13 protein-coding genes and 1 tRNA gene are annotated in these 17,957 nt (G+C 70.2%); 3 read left to right on the forward strand and 11 right to left on the reverse strand.

Features of this window, described 5'->3' with window-relative positions:
* Positions 1-71 precede the first annotated feature (71 nt).
* The 3 genes from rpsA to polA all read right to left on the reverse strand — a co-directional run bounded on the left by rpsA (position 72) and on the right by polA (position 6,248).
* Positions 72-1,580, reverse strand: coding sequence for a 30S ribosomal protein S1 (gene rpsA, locus RM779_RS20400; RefSeq protein ID WP_311619171.1), 1,509 nt, complete (start codon positions 1,578-1,580; stop codon positions 72-74).
* Positions 1,581-1,957: 377 nt separating this feature from the next.
* Positions 1,958-3,376, reverse strand: a complete 1,419-nt coding sequence (locus RM779_RS20405) for a lytic transglycosylase domain-containing protein (RefSeq protein ID WP_311619172.1) — start codon at positions 3,374-3,376, stop codon at positions 1,958-1,960.
* A gap of 163 nt (positions 3,377-3,539) precedes the next feature.
* Positions 3,540-6,248 carry a DNA polymerase I gene (gene polA / locus RM779_RS20410; protein WP_311619173.1) on the reverse strand — a complete coding sequence of 903 codons (2,709 nt, stop codon included), beginning with the start codon at positions 6,246-6,248 and terminating at the stop codon, positions 3,540-3,542.
* Positions 6,249-6,307: 59 nt separating this feature from the next.
* Between polA and RM779_RS20415 the strand changes: the two genes are divergently transcribed.
* The gene (locus RM779_RS20415) at positions 6,308-8,590 is read left to right on the forward strand and encodes an FdhF/YdeP family oxidoreductase (RefSeq protein WP_311619174.1); all 2,283 of its coding nucleotides are present in this window, start codon (positions 6,308-6,310) and stop codon (positions 8,588-8,590) included.
* Positions 8,591-8,612: 22 nt separating this feature from the next.
* Positions 8,613-9,116 carry a PaaI family thioesterase gene (locus RM779_RS20420; RefSeq protein WP_311619176.1) on the forward strand — a complete coding sequence of 168 codons (504 nt, stop codon included), beginning with the start codon at positions 8,613-8,615 and terminating at the stop codon, positions 9,114-9,116.
* 6 nt (positions 9,117-9,122) lie between these two features.
* Here the strand turns inward: RM779_RS20420 and RM779_RS20425 are convergent, their stop codons facing one another.
* From RM779_RS20425 to RM779_RS20450, 6 genes are all read right to left on the reverse strand, one after another.
* Positions 9,123-9,914: an ABC transporter ATP-binding protein gene (locus RM779_RS20425; RefSeq protein WP_311619270.1), complete on the reverse strand. Its 792-nt coding sequence runs from the start codon at positions 9,912-9,914 to the stop codon at positions 9,123-9,125.
* Between the two features lie 2 nt (positions 9,915-9,916).
* Positions 9,917-10,867, reverse strand: a complete 951-nt coding sequence (locus tag RM779_RS20430) for an ABC transporter ATP-binding protein (protein ID WP_311619177.1) — start codon at positions 10,865-10,867, stop codon at positions 9,917-9,919.
* Positions 10,864-12,318: a branched-chain amino acid ABC transporter permease gene (locus tag RM779_RS20435; RefSeq protein WP_311619178.1), complete on the reverse strand. Its 1,455-nt coding sequence runs from the start codon at positions 12,316-12,318 to the stop codon at positions 10,864-10,866. Before RM779_RS20435 ends, RM779_RS20430 begins: the two co-directional genes overlap by 4 nt.
* Entirely contained in the window at positions 12,315-13,238 is a 924-nt protein-coding gene (locus tag RM779_RS20440) for a branched-chain amino acid ABC transporter permease (RefSeq protein ID WP_311619179.1), read from the reverse strand. The genes RM779_RS20435 and RM779_RS20440 overlap by 4 nt, the downstream gene beginning before the upstream one ends.
* Before the next feature lie 93 nt (positions 13,239-13,331).
* On the reverse strand, positions 13,332-14,489 hold the full coding sequence (locus RM779_RS20445; protein ID WP_311619180.1) for a branched-chain amino acid ABC transporter substrate-binding protein: 1,158 nt from the start codon (positions 14,487-14,489) through the stop codon (positions 13,332-13,334).
* Between the two features lie 363 nt (positions 14,490-14,852).
* The gene (locus RM779_RS20450) at positions 14,853-15,512 is read right to left on the reverse strand and encodes an ANTAR domain-containing response regulator (protein ID WP_311619181.1); all 660 of its coding nucleotides are present in this window, start codon (positions 15,510-15,512) and stop codon (positions 14,853-14,855) included.
* Positions 15,513-15,605: 93 nt separating this feature from the next.
* Between RM779_RS20450 and RM779_RS20455 the strand changes: the two genes are divergently transcribed.
* Positions 15,606-15,688, forward strand: a tRNA-Leu gene (locus RM779_RS20455).
* 175 nt (positions 15,689-15,863) lie between these two features.
* On the opposite strand, the gene RM779_RS20460 is transcribed toward RM779_RS20455, so the two are convergent.
* Entirely contained in the window at positions 15,864-16,802 is a 939-nt protein-coding gene (locus RM779_RS20460; protein WP_311619182.1) for a DUF6807 domain-containing protein, read from the reverse strand.
* Positions 16,799-17,926, reverse strand: coding sequence for a Gfo/Idh/MocA family protein (locus RM779_RS20465; protein WP_311619183.1), 1,128 nt, complete (start codon positions 17,924-17,926; stop codon positions 16,799-16,801). Before RM779_RS20465 ends, RM779_RS20460 begins: the two co-directional genes overlap by 4 nt.
* Between the last annotated feature and the right edge of the window lie 31 nt (positions 17,927-17,957).

The following is a 17,957-nucleotide window of genomic DNA, read 5'->3' on the forward strand; positions in this document are numbered from 1 at the left end:
CGTGGAAACGGCCGGGGCCCGCCCCCTGTGAAGGGAGCGGGCCCGGCTTGAATCCGCGACAGCGGGAACGGTCAGCTCTGGCCGCCCGCCAGCTTCTCCCGGAGCGCGGCAAGCGCCTCGTCGGAGGCCAGCGCGCCCGAGTCCTCGGACTGCGGCGACGAGTACGAGCCGCCACCACCCGAGCCGCCGGACTGCGCGGGACCGCCGCCCGAACCGGACGACTCGGCCTCGGCCTGCGCGTCCGCCTCGCGGGACTTGATGACCTGCGCCTGGTGCTGCTCGAAGCGCTGCTGCGCGTCGGCGTACTGGCGCTCCCACTCCTCGCGCTGCTTGTCGTACCCGGGCAGCCAGTCGTTGGCCTCGGGGTCGAAGCCCTCGGGGTAGATGTAGTTGCCCTGGTCGTCGTAGGACGCGGCCATGCCGTACAGCGTCGGGTCGAACTCCACGATCATCGGGTCGGCGCCGAAGTTCTCGTTGGCCTGCTTGAGGGACAGGCTGATCCGGCGACGCTCCAGGTCGATGTCGATGACCTTGACGAAGATCTCGTCGTTGACCTGCACGACCTGCTCCGGGATCTCCACGTGGCGCTCGGCCAGCTCGGAGATGTGGACCAGGCCCTCGATGCCCTCGTCGACCCGGACGAACGCACCGAACGGCACCAGCTTGGTGACCTTGCCGGGGACGACCTGGCCGATCTGGTGCGTCCTGGCGAACTGCTGCCACGGGTCTTCCTGGGTCGCCTTCAGCGACAGCGAGACGCGCTCGCGGTCCATGTCGACGTCCAGAACCTCGACCGTGACCTCCTGGCCGACCTCGACGACCTCGGACGGGTGGTCGATGTGCTTCCAGGACAGCTCGGAGACGTGCACCAGGCCGTCCACGCCGCCCAGGTCCACGAAGGCACCGAAGTTGACGATGGAGGAGACGACGCCGGAGCGCACCTGGCCCTTCTGGAGGGTGGTGAGGAAGGTTTGGCGGACCTCGCTCTGCGTCTGCTCCAGCCAGGCGCGGCGGGAGAGAACCACATTGTTGCGGTTCTTGTCGAGCTCGATGATCTTGGCTTCGAGCTCCTTGCCGACGTACGGCTGAAGGTCGCGGACCCGGCGCATCTCGACGAGCGAGGCGGGGAGGAACCCGCGCAGGCCGATGTCGAGGATCAGGCCGCCCTTGACGACCTCGATCACGGTGCCGGTGACGATGCCGTCCTCGTCCTTGATCTTCTCGATGGTGCCCCAGGCGCGCTCGTACTGGGCACGCTTCTTGGAGAGGATCAGCCGGCCCTCCTTGTCCTCCTTCTGGAGAACAAGGGCCTCGATCTCGTCACCGACGGCGACGACCTCGTTCGGGTCGACGTCGTGCTTGATCGACAGCTCGCGCGAGGGAATGACGCCCTCGGTCTTGTAACCGATGTCGAGCAGGACCTCGTCCCGGTCGACCTTCACGATGACGCCGTCGACGATGTCGCCGTCGTTGAAGTACTTGATCGTCTCGTCGATCGCGGCGAGGAAGGCTTCCTCGGAACCGATGTCGTTGACCGCAACCTGCGGGGTGGTCACGGTGGTCTCGGTGCTGCTCGTCATGTGGTAAAGGGCTCCGGTACGGACATGTTCGTAGGCACTGCTACGCCGGAGCCCGTATCGCACTGCCGAAGCCGGACAGCCTGAGAAGCGCTTTCCAAGTCCGGAAACCGGAAGCGCCTCGAGAACCGAGGGGACATACAACAGATGCGAGCGCGACCTGCTCCGTCCGAGGCGCGCAGGCCCGCAGCGCGTCTTATAGCATACGGGGGCATCCCAGCAGGGTCAATGCGCGGTTCGCCCCACGAGGCGCACTATTGGGCCAAATCTGGCACTTCCCGGCTCATTCCGGAGGCCAAAAGCCGGCGCGCACGGTCATGTGAACACCACGGAACGGCACCACGGAACGGCACCACGGCCGGGGTGTACCTCTCGGCGGATCAGGCGGCGCGGCGGGTGGCCGTCGCCGACTCGGTGGGCTCCGGGGTGGGCGTGGGCGTGGGCTCGCCCGGCTCCTCCGGCTCCTCCTCACCCGGCTCCTCCGGGTCCTCGCAGCCGTCCGGGTCTTCCGGGTTCTCGGGGTCCTCGGGATTCTCCGGGTCCTCCGGGTCCGTCGGGTCCGGGCTCTCCGGGTCGGTGGGCTCCGGGGTGGGCGTGGGCGTGGGCTCGCCCGACTCCTCGGACTCCTCCTCACCCGGGTCCTGCGGGGCCTCGGGGTTTTCCGGGTCCTGCGGGTCCTGCGGGTCCTCCGGGTCCGTCGGGCACTCGGGGTCCTCCTCGCCCGGCTCGCCCGGCTCCTCCGGGTCCTCGCCGCCCGGCTCGCCCGGCTCCTCCGGGTCCTCGCCGCCCGGCTCCCCGGGCTCCTCCGGGTCCTCGCCGCCCGGCTCCTCGGGCACCTCGGGCTCCTCGGACTCGTCCGGGTCGTGCGGCCTGATCTCGCCGTCCGACTCGGCGGGCGGAAGCGGCGAGGGGCTCTCCGGCCCCGGGGTGGCGCCGGAGCCGCTGCCGCCGCCCCGGCCGCCGCCGCCCGCCCGCTCGTCCGCGTCCGGGTTGCCCGGGCCAGGGCTCGATGGCAGCCCGCCCTCGCCGTCCGGCACCTCGTGCGCGCCCTCGCGGTAGTAGTCCAGCCAGGACCGCACGGTCCGCACGTAGTCCCACGAGTGGTTGTAGCTCAGCAGGGCCCGGTCAAGCTGCGAGGACACCGACAGGTCGCGGTTCGAGGCGCAGAGGTAGTCGCCGGCGGCCAGCGCGGCGTCATACACATTGTTCGGGTCGGAGCTGCCGTCCCCATTGCCGTCCGCGCCCCAGCTGGCCCAGGTGGACGGGATGAACTGCATGGGCCCCACGGCTCGGTCGTGCACCGTGTCGCCGTCCCAGGCGCCGTCGTCCGTATCGAATATCTGCGCGAACCCGTCCCCGTTCAGCACGGGGCCGAGGATCGGCTCCGCCGTGGTGCCGTCCGCGTCCACGGCGCCGCCGCGGGCGTGACCCGATTCGACCTTTCCTATGGCCGCCAGCACCTGCCACTCCAGGTTGCAGTCCGGAGTGGTGCCGGCCAGCGTCGACTCCGCGCGCCGGTACGCGTCCAGCACTGTCGCCGGGATGCCCGCCTCGGAGGGGCCCAGGTCGGTGTCCTCGGCGCCGCCGCCCTGGCCAGGGCCGCGCGTGTCCAGCGGAGGCAGATCGGTGTGGTAGGGCAGCTCCTGATTTTCATCGGGCAGCACGGGGTCCGCCTGCTCCTGGGCCGAGGGGCGGTCCGGCGCCTCGGGCGCGCTCGGACTCTCACCCCCCAGGACCTCTGGCGCCTGCGACGCGGTGAGCGCGGCCATCGCCGCGGCCGCAATCGCCGATCCCGACATGCCTCTGCGGACCCTGCCGATACGCAACCCCACGCGCCTTCCCCTCCGTTTGCGGTCCGGGTGACCTCACCGACCGGAATGACAGTACGACACCTGCCCGTTCGGGACCAGAACGTACCGGTGACGCCGGAGTGGCGGTTGCGAAACCGCGACACTTCGCGCCTCAGTGCGCCGCGGACTCCCAGGTGTCGCCCCAGCCGACCGACACGTCCAGGGGCGCGCGCAATTGCACCGCGCCGGCCATCTCACGCCGCACCAGCTCCTCCACCGACCGGCGCTCGCCCGGCGCGACTTCGAGCACGATCTCGTCGTGCACCTGAAGCAGCATCCGCGACGTCAGCTTCTCCCGGTCCAGCGCGTCGCTCACCCGCAGCATCGCGATCTTCACAATGTCGGCGGCGGTCCCCTGGATCGGCGCGTTGAGCGCCATGCGCTCGGCCGTCTCCCGGCGTTGCCGGTTGGAGCTGCTGAGGTCCGGCAGGTAGCGGCGGCGGCCGAGCAGCGTCTGCGTATGGCCCGTGACCCGGGCCTCCCCGACCACGTGCTGGAGATAGTCCCGCACGCCGCCGAACCGCTCGAAGTAGGTGTCCATCAGCTTCTGCGCCTCGTCGGGCGGGATCGACAGCTGCTGGCCGAGGCCGAACGCCGACAGGCCGTAGGCCAGTCCGTAGCTCATCGCCTTGATCTTGCGCCGCATCTCCGCGTCGACCCCGGACTTGCCGACGCCGAACACCTGCGAGGCGACGGTGGTGTGCAGATCCTCGCCCGAGGTGAACGCATCGAGCAGATCCTCATCCTGCGACAGGTGCGCCATCACCCGCAGCTCGATCTGGCTGTAGTCCGCGGTCAGCAGCGCCTCGTACCCCTCCCCCACGACGAATCCGCGGCGGATCGCGCGGCCCTCGTCGGTGCGCACCGGAATATTCTGGAGGTTGGGATCGGTGGACGACAGGCGGCCGGTCGCCGCGACCGTCTGCTGGAAGGTCGTGTGAATCCGCCCGTCCGACGCGATGCTCTTGATCAGGCCCTCGACCGTGGTCCGCAGCCTGGCCTGCTCCCGGTGCCGCAGCATGATCACCGGCAGCTCGTGCTCGGTCTGTGCGGCCAGCCACGTCAGCGCGTCCGCGTCCGTCGTGTAGCCGGTCTTCGTCCGCTTCGTCTTCGGCAGCCCCAGCTCGCCGAACAGCACCTCCTGAAGCTGCTTGGGCGAGCCCAGGTTGAACTCGCGGCCCACCGAGGCGTGCGCCTCCGACACCGCCTGCTGCACCGCCGCGGCGAACTGCTGCTCCAGGCCCTCCAGCCACGCGCGGTCCGCGGCGATCCCCGCCCGCTCCATGCGGGACAGCAGCCGGGAGGTCGGCAGCTCCAGATCGTCGAGCAGCTCCGCCGCGCCGACCTCCGCGAGCCGCGCCCGGAACAGCTCGCCCAGGTCGAGCACCGTGCGGGCCTGCCGCATCAGCGAGTCGGCCTGCGCCGCGTCATCCGCGCCGAACGCCAGCTGCCCGCTGTCGTCCGCCGGCCGCTCCAGCTCGCGGCCGAGAAACTCCACGCTCAGCGCGTCCAGCGCGAAGGACCGGCGGCCCGGCTGCACCAGATACGCGGCGAGCGCCGTGTCCATGGTGACGCCCGCCACCTGCCAGCCGTGCTCCGCGAACACCCGCTGCACGCCCTTCGCGTGGTGCAGGATCTTGGGCCGGTCGGCGCTCGCCGACCAGTCGGCGAACGCCCGCTCGTCCGCCTCGTCCAGCGTCGCGGGATCGAACCAGGCGGCCGGGCCGCCCGCCGCGGCGAGCGCCACCGCGTGCACGCTGCCCGCGCCCAGCTTCCAGTCGTCGAGCGTGGCCACGCCGAGCGGCACGCCGGCCGCCCCGTGCTCGGCCAGCCACGGCGCGAGAGCGCCCGCGGCCAGCACCACCCCGTCCACCCGGGGCCCCTCGGCCGCCGCGGCCGGCGCCTCCTCCGCCGCGGGATCGACCGCGAACAGCCGCTCCCGCAGATTCGGATTGCGGAACTCCAGGGCGTCGAGGAGCACGGTCACCGCGTCCGTGTCGTACGGCTGCCGCTCCAGGTCCGCCGGGCCGCAGCCCAGGTCGACGTCCCTGGCCAGCTCCGTCAACTCCCGGTTCAACCGGACGGACTCCAGGTGGGTGCGCAGATTGTCGCCGGCCTTCCCCTTGACCTCCTCGGCCCGCTCCGCCAGCTCGTCAAGCGAGCCGAACTGATGGAGCCACTTGGCGGCCGTCTTCTCACCCACCCCGGGAATCCCCGGGAGATTGTCGGAAGGGTCGCCCCGCAGCGCCGCGAAGTCCGCGTACTTCGCGGGCGGCAGCCCGTACTTCTCCAGCACCTTCTCCGGCGTGAAGCGCGTCAGCTCCGAGACGCCCTTCGTCGGGTACAGCACCGTGATCGTGTCGCTGACCAGCTGGAACGCATCCCGGTCGCCCGTCACGATCGAGACCTGGAAACCCTCGTCGGCCGCCCGGGTCGCCAGCGTCGCGATCACGTCGTCCGCCTCGAAGCCCGGCACCGCGAACCGCCGCACCCGCAGCGCGTCGAGCAGCTCGCCGATCAGCTCCACCTGCCCCTTGAACTCGTCGGGCGTCGCCGACCGCGTCGCCTTGTAGTCGGCGAACCGCTCGGAGCGCCACGTCACCCGCGACACGTCGAACGCCACCGCGAGATGCGTGGGCGCCTCGTCGCGCAGCGTGTTGGCCAGCATCGACGTGAACCCGTAGATCGCGTTCGTCGGCTGGCCGACCGTGGTCGTGAAATTCTCCGCGGGCAACGCGAAGAAAGCCCGGTACGCCAGGGAATGCCCGTCCAGCAGGAGCAGGCGCGGAGCGGTGGTCGTCTGCGATACGTTCTCAGCCACATGCCCGATCCTGCCACGGACCACTGACACTCCCCGCCGACCGTGCGACGATCGCAGACATGCCAGCCAAGCCGCCCGAAGCCGATCCAGTCCAGGACGCACCCCACGTCACCGGCCCGGAACACTCGGCCGCCGGTGCCCCGGCCATCGGCCACGCCCTGCGCACCGCGCAGCGGCAGATGGGGGTCCGCCGTACCGCGCTCACACTGCTCCGCGTCAACCAGCCGGGCGGGTTCGACTGCCCCGGCTGCGCCTGGCCCGAGCCGGACCGGCCGCACACCGCGGAGTTCTGCGAGAACGGTGCCAAGGCCGTCGCGGAAGAGGCGACCCTCCGCCGCGTCACCCCCGAGTTCTTCGCCCAGCACTCCGTGACCGACCTCGCCGGCCGGTCCGGGTACTGGCTCGGGCAGCAGGGCCGCCTCACCCGCCCCATGTACCTGCCCGAGGGCGCCGACCACTACGAGCCGATCGACTGGGACCGCGCGTTCGACCTCATCGCCGAGGAGCTGCACGCCCTGCCCGACCCCGACCAGGCCCTCTTCTACACCTCGGGGCGCACCAGCAACGAGGCCGCGTTCCTCTACCAGCTGTTCGCCCGCGCCTACGGCACCAACAACCTGCCGGACTGCTCCAACATGTGCCACGAGTCCTCCGGCGCGGCGCTCACCGAGACCCTCGGCGTCGGCAAGGGCAGCGTCCTGCTCAACGACCTGTACCAGGCCGACCTCATCATCGTCGCCGGGCAGAACCCCGGCACGAACCACCCCCGCATGCTTACCGCGCTGGAGAAGGCCAAATCCGCGGGCGCGAAGATCATCACCGTCAACCCGCTGCCGGAAGCCGGACTCGAACGGTTCAAGAACCCGCAGACCGCCCGCGGTCTCGCCGGCGGCGGCACCCCGCTCACCGACCTCTTCCTCCAGATCAGGCTCGGCGGCGACCAGGCGCTCTTCCGCCTTCTCAACAAGCTGATCATCAACCGCGGCGCCGCCGTGGACTCCGTCTTCATCCGCCGCCACACCGCCGGGTACGAGGAGTTCGCCGCCGCCGCCCGCGCCGCCGACTGGGAGGAGACCCGGCGCGCGACCGGACTGACCCGCAGCGATATCGAACGCGCGCTCGCGATGATCCTCGCCTCCCGGCGCATCATCGTCTGCTGGGCCATGGGCCTCACCCAGCACAAGCACTCCGTGCCCACCATCAAGGAGATCGTCAACTTCCTCCTGCTGCGCGGCAACGTGGGCCGCCCCGGCGCGGGCGTGTGTCCCGTGCGCGGCCACAGCAACGTCCAGGGCGACCGCACCATGGGCATCACCGAGAAGCCCGCGGCCGGCTTCCTCGACGCCCTCGGAACGGAGTTCGGCTTCGACCCGCCGCAGCGCCACGGCCTCGACGTCGTCGACTCCATCCGCGCCCTGCGCGACGGCCGGGCCAAGGTGTTCTTCGCCATGGGCGGCAACTTCGTCGCCGCGAGCCCCGACACCGCCGTCACCGAGGACGCCATGCGCCGCGCCGCGCTCACCGTTCACGTGTCGACGAAGCTCAACCGCTCCCACTGCGTCACCGGCGCCCGCGCCCTCATCCTCCCCACGCTCGGCCGCACCGAACGCGATCATCAGGCCGCGGGCCCGCAGTCCGTCACCGTCGAGGACTCCATGGGCATCGTCCACGCCTCGCGCGGCCGCCTGAAGCCCGCGAGCCCCCACCTGCTGTCCGAGCCCGCCATCGTCTGCCGCCTCGCCCGCCGCGTCCTCGGCGACACCGGCACCATCCCCTGGGAGGACTTCGAACGGGACTACCGCCTCGTCCGCGAGCGCATCGCCCGCGTCATCCCCGGCTTCGAGGACTTCGAGACCCGCGTCGCCCAGCCCGGCGGCTTCGCACTCCCCCACGCACCGCGCGACGACCGGCACTTCCCCACCGCCACCGGCAAGGCCAACTTCACCGCGGACCCCGTGACCTGGCCGACCGTTCCCCCCGGGCGCCTGCTCTTGCAGACCCTGCGCTCCCACGACCAGTACAACACCACCGTCTACGGCCTCGACGACCGCTACCGCGGTATCACCGGCGGCCGGCGCGTCGTCCTCGTCCACCCCGACGACGCCCGCGAACTCGGCCTGCCCGACGGCTCCCACGCCGACCTCACCAGCGAATGGACCGACGGCTCCGAACGCACCGCCCCCGGCTTCCGCGTCGTTCACTACCCCACCGCGCGCGGCTGCGCCGCCGCCTACTACCCGGAGACCAACGTTCTCGTCCCCCTCGACGCCACCGCCGACACCAGCAACACCCCCGCCAGCAAGTCCGTCGTGGTCCGCCTGACCCCGGCAACCGCCCCCTGAACGGACCTGATAGAACGCTCCCATGGGCGAGCACACCAGCACACTCTTCCCCGCACAGATCATCGACCAGTGGGCGGGGCTCGGCATCGACCTGCCCGCGCTCTTCTCCGCGGGGCGATTCGGCGAACGCCTCGGCATCCGCGTCGCCGAGGCGTCCCCGGACAAGGTCGTCGGCACCCTGCCCGTCGAGGGCAACACCCAGCCCTACGGCCTGCTGCACGGCGGCGCCTCCGCCGCACTCGCCGAAACCCTGGCCTCCATCGGCGCGATGCTTCACGCGGGCCCCAACAAGATCGCCGTCGGCGTCGACATCAACTGCACCCACCACCGCGCGGTCCGCTCCGGCATCGTCACCGGCGTCGCCACCCCGGCCCACACCGGCCGCACCTCGGCCACCTATGACGTCACCATCACCGACGAACGGGGCAAGCGCGTCTGCACCGCCCGCCTCACCTGCGCCCTGCGCCCCGCCGCCGGCGGACAGCAGACGGCGGAGCCCACGAGCGAGGCGTCCCCCGCCCCGTGACCGGGGCTACCCCTTCTCCTCCGCCTGCTCCGACTGCTCGGCCACCTCACCCAGATACGCGGCCCGCACCCGCGGATCGGACAGCAGCGCCGACGCCTCGTCGGCCATCACCACCGCGCCCGTCTCCAGCACGTAGCCCCGGTTCGCCAGCCGAAGCGCCTGCGCGGCGTTCTGCTCGACCAGCAGCAGCGTCGTCCCCTGCTCGTTGATCTCCTTCAGGATCTCGAAGATCTGCCGCACGATCAGCGGCGCGAGCCCCATCGACGGCTCGTCGAGCAGCAGCAGCTCCGGCTTCCCCATCAACGCCCTGCCGATCGCCAGCATCTGCTGCTCGCCACCGGACAGGGTGCCGCTGACCTGCCTGCGCCGCTCCGCGAGCACGGGGAACAGGGAGAACACCCGGTCCAGGTCGGCGTCGTCCGGCCGCTTCAGCCGGTACGCCCCCATCTTCAGGTTCTCCAGCACCGTCATCCGGGCGAAGACCCGGCGCCCCTCCGGCACATGACCGATGCCGAACTGCACCAGCTCGTGCGACTTGATGCCGTCCACGCGCTCGCCGCGCAGCAGCACCTCGCCCGAACGCGGCGCCAGCATTCCGGACGCCGCCTTCAGCGTCGTCGACTTGCCCGCGCCGTTCGCGCCGAGCAGCGCCACGACCTCGCCCTCGCCCACCGTCATGCTGACGCCCTTCAGTGCCTCGATGGCGCCGTAGAACACGCGCAGGTCCCGCAGTTCGAGCAGCGCTGGGCGCCCGTCCACCGCTCCCGAGGCCGCGCCGGCCTCCTTCTCGACGCCCACGTTCACGCCCGTCCCTCCTCGTCGTCCGCCGCCGCGCCCGCGGCACCGGGCGGCCCGTCCGGCCGCTCCTCCGCGCCGTGCTCCTCGCGCTCCGCGACCACCTCCGCCACCAGCGCCCGCTCGTCCTCGGCCGACGCGCCCAGGTACGCCTCGATCACCGCGGGGTCCTGCTGTACCGACCCTGGGGTTCCCTCGGCGATCTTCCTGCCGAAGTTCAGCACCACCACCCGGTCCGCCACCGACATCACCAGCCGCATGTCGTGCTCGATCAGCAGCACGCTCACCGCGAGTTCCTGGTTGATCCGACGGATCAGCACCTCCAGATCCCGCTTCTCCGTCGGGTTCGTCCCCGCCGCAGGCTCGTCGAGCAGCAGCACCTCCGGCGTCGTCGCCAGCGCCCGCGCGATCTCCAGCCGCCGCTGCTCGCCGTAACTGAGCGCGGAGGCCAGCTCGTTCAGCCGGTGGCCGAGACCGACGAACGACAGCACCTCGTGCGCCTTCCGGTCGCTCTCCCGCTCGTCCCTGCGCGCGTTCGGCAGCCCCAGCATGATCGAGATGGCGTCCGTGCGCTGCCGCGTCTCCACGGCGACCTTCACGTTCTCCAGCACCGTCAGCGCCCCGAACAGGCGGATGTTCTGGAACGTGCGTGCCACCCCGAGGCGGCTCGTCCTGTGCGGCTTGCGGCCCCGCAGCTCGTGCTCGCCCCCCGCCCGCGGACGGAAGGTGATCTTCCCCTCCTGCGGAACGTACGCCCCCGTCAGCGAGTTGAACAGCGAGGTCTTGCCCGCCCCGTTCGGCCCGATGACCGCCAGGATCTCCCCGCGCGCCATCCGCAGGGCCACGCCGTCCAGGCTCGTCAGCCCGCCGAACCGCAGCGTCACGCCCGACGCGTCCAGCACGTCGTCCGACAGCGCCCGCACCTTCGCGGCCTCGTCCAGCATCTCGGTCGTCATGCCTGCGCACCTCCCGGCCGCGCGCCCAGGGCATCGGCGGACCCCGAGCCCTCCTCCGCCATCCGCAGCTCCCGCTGCCGCCGCCGCGACGGCAGCAAACCCTGCGGCCGGTAGATCATCATGACCACCAGCAGCCCGCCCAGATACATGTACCGGTCCTGGGGGTCGACCGTGTCCCGCAGGTACTCCGGCAGCCACACCAGCACCGCCGTGCCGATCAGCACGCCCGGGATCGAGCCCATGCCGCCGAACACCACGTAGGACAGGGCGAGCACGGACAGCAGCAGTACGAACATCTCCGGGTTGATGAAGCCCAGCTTGCTCGCGTAGATCACCCCGGCGATGCCCGAGGTCGACGCGCCGATCGCGAACGCCAGCAGCTTGAACCGCACGGTGTCCACGCCCGTCGCCGCCGCCGCGACCTCGTCCTCCCGGATCGCCGTCCAGGCCCGGCCCACCCGCGAATGCTCGAGCCGCACGAACAGCAGCAGCACCACGACCACGAAGGCCAGCTGGAGCCAGTAGTACGGCCGCGGATCGAGCTCCCACTCGTACGACCAGAATCCGAGGTCGACCGAGAACCGGTCCAGCTGCGGGGCACCCCGCGAACCGCCCGTGAACTCCGTCCAGTTCTTCGCCGTCAAGTACACGATCTCGTGAAAGCCCAGCGTCACGATTGCCAAGTAGTCGCCGCGCAGCCGCAGCGTCGGCGCCCCGAGCAGCACGCCCGCGACCAGGCAGGTGAGAACCGCGATGGGAATCACCAGGAAGTTGTTCAGCTCCACCGGCGGCTCCACCGGCAGCCCGCCCGTCCAGAACGCCGAGCTGTAGGCACCGATCGCGAAGAACGCGATGAATCCCAGGTCCAGCATTCCGGCCCAGCCGACCACCACGTTCAGCCCGATGGCGACCAGCACGAACATGCCGATCTGGTCCACCATCACCTGCTGCCAGAACGTCGACACCATCAGCGGCAGCACGATCAGCAGCCCGAGCAGCGCCGCCATCGAACCCCACCGGTAAAGCCGCTGCCCGCGCACCACGTCGGTGACGAACCGGACCGTGCGCGCCACCAGCGCCGGAAGCCACACCGGCGCCGCCGCCGGCGAGAACCCCCCGGACGGCGTCAGATCGCCCGGCCGCTCCGCGGGGCGGCCCGCCTCCTCCTTCACCCGCGACGTGTAGCGGCCGAGCAGCTCGTGCGCGAACTCGCGGACCAGCCAGATCACCACGGCCAGGCCGAGCCAGCCCCAGACCGCGCCGCCGCTGAAATTCTCCTCCAGCGCCGCGAACAAATCGCCACGCGTACCCTGCGCACCCGTGACCTGGGTCAGTACCAGCGCCGTCACCACCAGCGCGAACAGCCGGTGCCAACGCGGCTGCTGATACCAGGAACGTTTCCGCAGCTTCGCCGCGGAAGGCACCTTCGGAGCGGTTACTCCCGCGGTCATGCCGTCCTCCCCACACGCTCACCGAGAATGCCCGTCGGACGGAACATCAGCACCAGCACGAGCACCGCGAACGCGCCCGCGTACCGCCACGCGTCACCGAACCACTCGACCGTGAACGCCTCCACCACACCCAGCGTCAGCCCGCCGAGCATCGCCCCGCGCACGTTGCCGATACCGCCGAGCACCGCAGCCGCGAACGCCGTGATGCCGGGCAGGAAGCCCATGGTGTACTCGACCTGGAGGTTCGTGCCGAACAGGAAGCCGGCCACCCCGCCCATCACGCCGCCGAGCACGAACGTCCTCGACACCACCTTGTCGATGTCCACGCCCATCAGGGACGCGACTTCCGGGTCCTGCGCGACCGCCCGGATTCCTGAACCCATCTTGGTGCGGTTCACCACGAAATCCACCGTCAGCAGCATCAGCACCGCGGCCACCACGATAAGGAGCTGCGTCACGTTGACCGAGGTGCCGAACACCTCGAACACCTGCTTGTTCTCGTACATCGTCGGCATCGGCATCGGGTAGCGGCCGAACATCTTGCCCGCGAGATTGTAGAGAAAGAACGACGCACCGATCGCCGTGATCAGAAAGATCAGACGCGATGCGTGACGTCTCCGCAGTGGACGATAGGCACCTTTTTCAAGGCCAAAGGCGACCAGGCCGCCGAGCAGCGCTCCGCCGAGAATCCCGAGAAGCACGTAGAGGGCCGACTGAAGGCCGGAAGGATCAGCGGCGGGTTCGAAAATGGTGAGGGCGATGACGCCCCCGAATCCACCGGCCATGAAGACCTCGCTGTGCGCGAAGTTCAGAAGCTGGAGGACACCATAGACCAGCGTGTAGCCAATGGCGATAACGGCATACAACGAGCCGAGCACCACACCCAGGACCAGAACGTCCCAGATATCGGAAAGCGACATGGAACTTACTTCCTTGTGGGAACGAGCAGCGGTGGGCTGATCGGCCGGCGGGGCGGAACGGGTCGGCGCCCCGCCCCCGCCGGCCAGGTGGACTCAGCCGCCGACCAGCTCGTCGACGCCGCCCAGGTAGCCGCGGACACCGTCCTCGACCTGGTACATGAAGATCGCCGTATTGGTGAACTCGCCGTTCTCGTCGAAGGCGAACGTCTTCGTCAGCCCCTCGTACTCGGTCCCCGCGAGCTGCTGGTACAGCGCCTCACGGCTGACGTCGCCGCCGAGCTCGGCCATCGCCTCGATGATCATGTTCGTGACGTCGTAGGACTCGGCCGAGTAGGTACCGGGCGCGAGGCCGAACTCCGCCTCGTACGTCTCCGCGAACGCCGCGGTGCCCTCGTTCTCGGTGGCGTCGGTGCACGGGCAGGTCAGGTGCCAGCCCTCGGCGGCGTCGCCCGCCAGGTTGATGAACTCGTCGTCGTTCGAGCCGTCGCCTGATATGCGGATGCCCTCGTACCCGGCCTCCTGGAGCCGGATCGCGAACGGCCCGAGCGCCTCGTAGTAACCCGCGTAGATAAGCGCGTCCACACCGGCTTCGGTCACCGTGCGGGCGGCTCCGCTGTAGTCGACGGTGTCGGCCGGCACACTCTGCCGCTCCACACTCAGGCCCGCGGCGGTCATCTCCGACTCGGCCACCTCGGCGAGACCCTCGCCGTACGGCGTGACGTCGTCGACGATCATGACGCTCTCGACGCCGTCCTGGGCCGCCAGGAAGTCCGCCATGGCCAGACCCTGCGCGTTGTCGTTGGGCACGGCGCGCAGGAACGTGGCGAACTTGCCGTCCTCCGTCAGCGTCGGGTCCGTCGCGGACGAGCTGACCGCCGGCAGCATGGCCTGCGCATAGAGCGGCGCCGACACGTTCGCGGGGCCGGAGAACGCCGGGCCGACCACGGCCATCACGTCCTGGTCGTCGATGGCGCTCTGCGCCGCCGCGGTGGCCTGGGTCTCCACGCCCTGGTCGTCGGCCGCGACGTACTCAACAGTGAAGTCGTAATCGCCACTTCCATTGGCCTCGTTGATGGCCAGCTGAATACCGTTTTCCATGTTCTCGCCGAGCGCCACGTTCGTACCGGAGAGCGGCCCCTGGAAGGCGATCTTGTACGTGGTGCCCCCACCCCCGCTGTCGCCCCCGTCGTCGTCACCGCCGCAAGCAGTGAGCACGAGCGCGCCGGCGGCGACGGGTATCGCGAGCCTCACGATGGACTTGTTGAGCACTTCGAAAACCCCCTGGAGCGAGCCCAGTCATGTCGTCACCGCACAGCTCCCATGCGCATACGGCACACCGGTGCGGCGTGCAGCGGAATCTATTGCCATGCAAGCTGCACGAACACACTGTCGCGACAGATGTGATCGCCTCGTGACCTCTGGCACATGCCGGAAACAGAACATGACTGACCGGTCAGCGGACGATCCCGACAAGATCCACTCAACCCGGACCAGATAATGCGCAAACGACAAGAGCGCGCCCCGGACAGACACCGGGACGCGCTCTGACCCACTTTGGGGGAATTAACGAAGACTTAACTCCCCGCGGGGTCTTCGCCGCTTCTGCCGCTATTTCTACTGCTTCTGCCGCTTCTCCTCGGCGTCCTGGATCACAGCCTCGGCCACCTGATGCATGGAGAGCCTGCGGTCCATGGACGTCTTCTGAATCCAGCGGAAAGCGGCCGGCTCCGACAGACCGTACTGGGTCTGGAGGACACTCTTGGCCCGGTCCACCAGCTTCCGCGTCTCCAGCCGCTGCGCGAGGTCGGCGACTTCACCCGCGAGCGTCTTCAGCTCCTGGAACCGCGAGACGGCGATCTCGATGGCCGGGACGACGTCACTCTTGCTGAACGGCTTCACCAGGTAGGCCATGGCTCCGGCGTCCCTGGCCCGTTCGACCAGGTCACGCTGCGAGAACGCGGTCAGCATCAGCACCGGCGCGATATTGTCCGCCGCGATCTTCTCCGCGGCCGAGATGCCGTCCATCACCGGCATCTTCACGTCGAGAATCACCAGATCGGGCCGCAGCTCACGGGCCAGCTCGACAGCCCGCTCACCGTCCCCGGCCTCTCCGACGACGCTGTACCCCTCTTCCTCCAGCATCTCTTTCAGGTCGAGCCGGATCAGCGCCTCGTCCTCGGCGATGACGACACGGGCGGTGTTGGGCGGGACGTGAGCCGCGGATTCGGCGGCATCCGCCGGGGTGGGCTCGTCGGGGACGTCGGGGGTGGTCACGATGCTCCTCGTTTCCTGCCGAATGGGGCACCCACGAGGGTACCTAGTCGCTGGGGCCACGGCGGAGCCGCTAGACTGTCCGGGCGCCAGCAGGCCGGGTTGGTGGAAGGGCAGACACGGAGGTCTCAAACACCTCTGCTCGCAAGAGCGTGCGGGTTCAAATCCCGCACCCGGCACTCACGTCACTCGATCAGGTGATCGATTCCCAGATCTCGTGACTCTGCGTACACGAGCTGCGACGCTTCCCGTATGGAGCAACACGCACCCACCACAGCTCGTTCGGCACCTCTGGCGATGGCCCGTCAATGGACTTCCTACGTCGGGCCCGAGTGCCGGGGCCCGCGGGCCGGTTCACCAGCCATGGCCACCCAGGTACGTCTCAACGCGCCGGATGTCCCAGGCGCCGTCAGCGACGATCATCCGGTAGCGGTAGAAGAAGGACTCCTGAGGAGCGAGCGCAAACTCTTCGAAGAAGGCCCAGGAGAACGCGATGGTGGGGGTGGGTGCGGAGCGGACAAACCAGTGGGACGGGTGGATCGCGGCATCGCCGGTGTTCTCCGGGGCATGGACGAAGACGAGGGTCGAGTGGGCGTCGATGTCGTCGTGTTCGGTGGTGAAGGCGATCCAGGGCGCGTCGGCGGCGGGAGTGCCCATGGTGGCCTGATCGGTGGCGGGCCCGGCGGGGGTGAGGATCTGGCCGCCGGTGAAGTCGCGCGGCCCGCGCCACTGGAGGCCGGTGTAGCCGGCCATCTCGCGCCCCGCGGTGGTGGGGGAGCCGAAGTGCAGGGGTTCGCCGCGGACGTTGGTGAGCCGGATCGTCCAGTCCAGCGCCCAGGCACCTTCCGCGGGGTCGGCGGAGTGGACAGCGAGGGTGCGTTCCTCGTGTGCCCACTCCTGGCCGCCGTGGTTGACCCAGGTGAGGTCCTCGGCGAGATCGACTCGGTCGCCCGCGGCGTCGATGCGGGGGAAGCCGTCGTGGCGCATGGAGCCGACGCGTTCGGGGACGCGCCGGTAGCCGGTATCCGGGCCGAGGTAGGAGTTGCCGCCCCAGAAGTTCTGCTCCGACACGTGGCTCGCGGTCATCTGAATGCCCTTGTGCCAGCGGTGGTCGTTGGGCCGGTAGCCGGTGACGAGGTGTCCGGCCAGGGTGCGCACGGGGTGGGCGTAGGGCTTGCGCGATTCGAACGTCTCGGGATCGGGGCGGTAGACATAGGCGAGGATCTCGGTGCCGCCCGCGGATACCGTGACCCGGTCCCCGTGCGTATGGACGAGGGTGAGCTGCGCGGTCACTGCGCCTCCTTGGGAGCCCAGTCGGGGTGGTTGCCGTGCATCGCGGAGTAGAACGGGTCGCCTTCGGCGATCTCGCCCGCGCGGACGGGGCGGCCGGTGAAGGCGGCCTTGTAGAGGGCCGCATTGAATTCGAGGGTGCGACGGGCGTCCGCGCCGCCGCCGGGCGGGCGGGTGCCGGTGCGCATGGCGGCCAGTACGCCTTCGAGTTGGGCGGCGTGCGAGCTGGGACGGTCGGCGGCGGGGGTGCGCCAGCGCGCGACGCGCGCCTCGTCCGCCAGGCCGGGGCGCGGGGTGTAGGTCCAGTCCTCGTTGCGGTGACCGTAGAGGTGGGTGAGTTCCACGGTGGCGTCGGCGCAGTCGATACGGATGCGGCTGACCTCGTCGGGGGACAGCACACTGTTGACGACGGTGGCGACGGCGCCGTTGGCGAAGCGGACGAGGGCGGTGGACACGTCCTCGCTCTCGATGCCGTGGACGAGGCGCGCCGCCATGGCACGGATCTCGGTCCAGTCGCCGAGGAGGTGGAGGAGCAGGTCGTTCTGATGGATGCCGTGGCCCATGGTGGGGCCGCCGCCCTCGGTGGCCCACCGGCCGCGCCAGGGCACGGCGTAGTAGGCGCGGTCGCGGTGCCAGGTGGTCTGGCAGTGGGCGACGCGGGGGGCGCCGAGGTCGCCGGACGCCAGCAGCCCGCGGGCGTGGACGGTGCCCGAGCCGTAGCGGTGCTGGGCGACGACCGCGATGTAGGGGCCGCCTTCGCGTTCGGCGGCGGCGATCTCGTCGTATTCGGCGAGGGAGAGGCACAGGGGTTTTTCGCTCCACACCCACGCGCCGGCGCGGAGGGCGGCGAGGGCCTGTGCGCGGTGGAGGGCGGGCGGCGTGCCGAGGATGACGAGGTCGGGGCGTTCGGTGGCGAGCATGGCCGCGAGGTCGGTGTACCCGGTGGGCGCGCCGATCCCTTCGACGGCCGCCACCTGTTCGCGGAAGGCGGTGAGGCGGGCGGGGTCGATGTCGACGGCGGCGACGAGTTCGGCCTCCGCGGAGTGTGCGGCGAGCGCGGGGAGATGACCGACGGTAATGATGGCGCCGGTCCCGACGACGGCGGCCCTGACGCGGCGTTCGGCCATGGTGGTGACGGCTCCTGGCTGGGCGGGAGTA

This window comes from Streptomyces johnsoniae (assembly GCF_031845565.1).
GTDB classification, from domain to species: domain Bacteria; phylum Actinomycetota; class Actinomycetes; order Streptomycetales; family Streptomycetaceae; genus Streptomyces; species Streptomyces johnsoniae.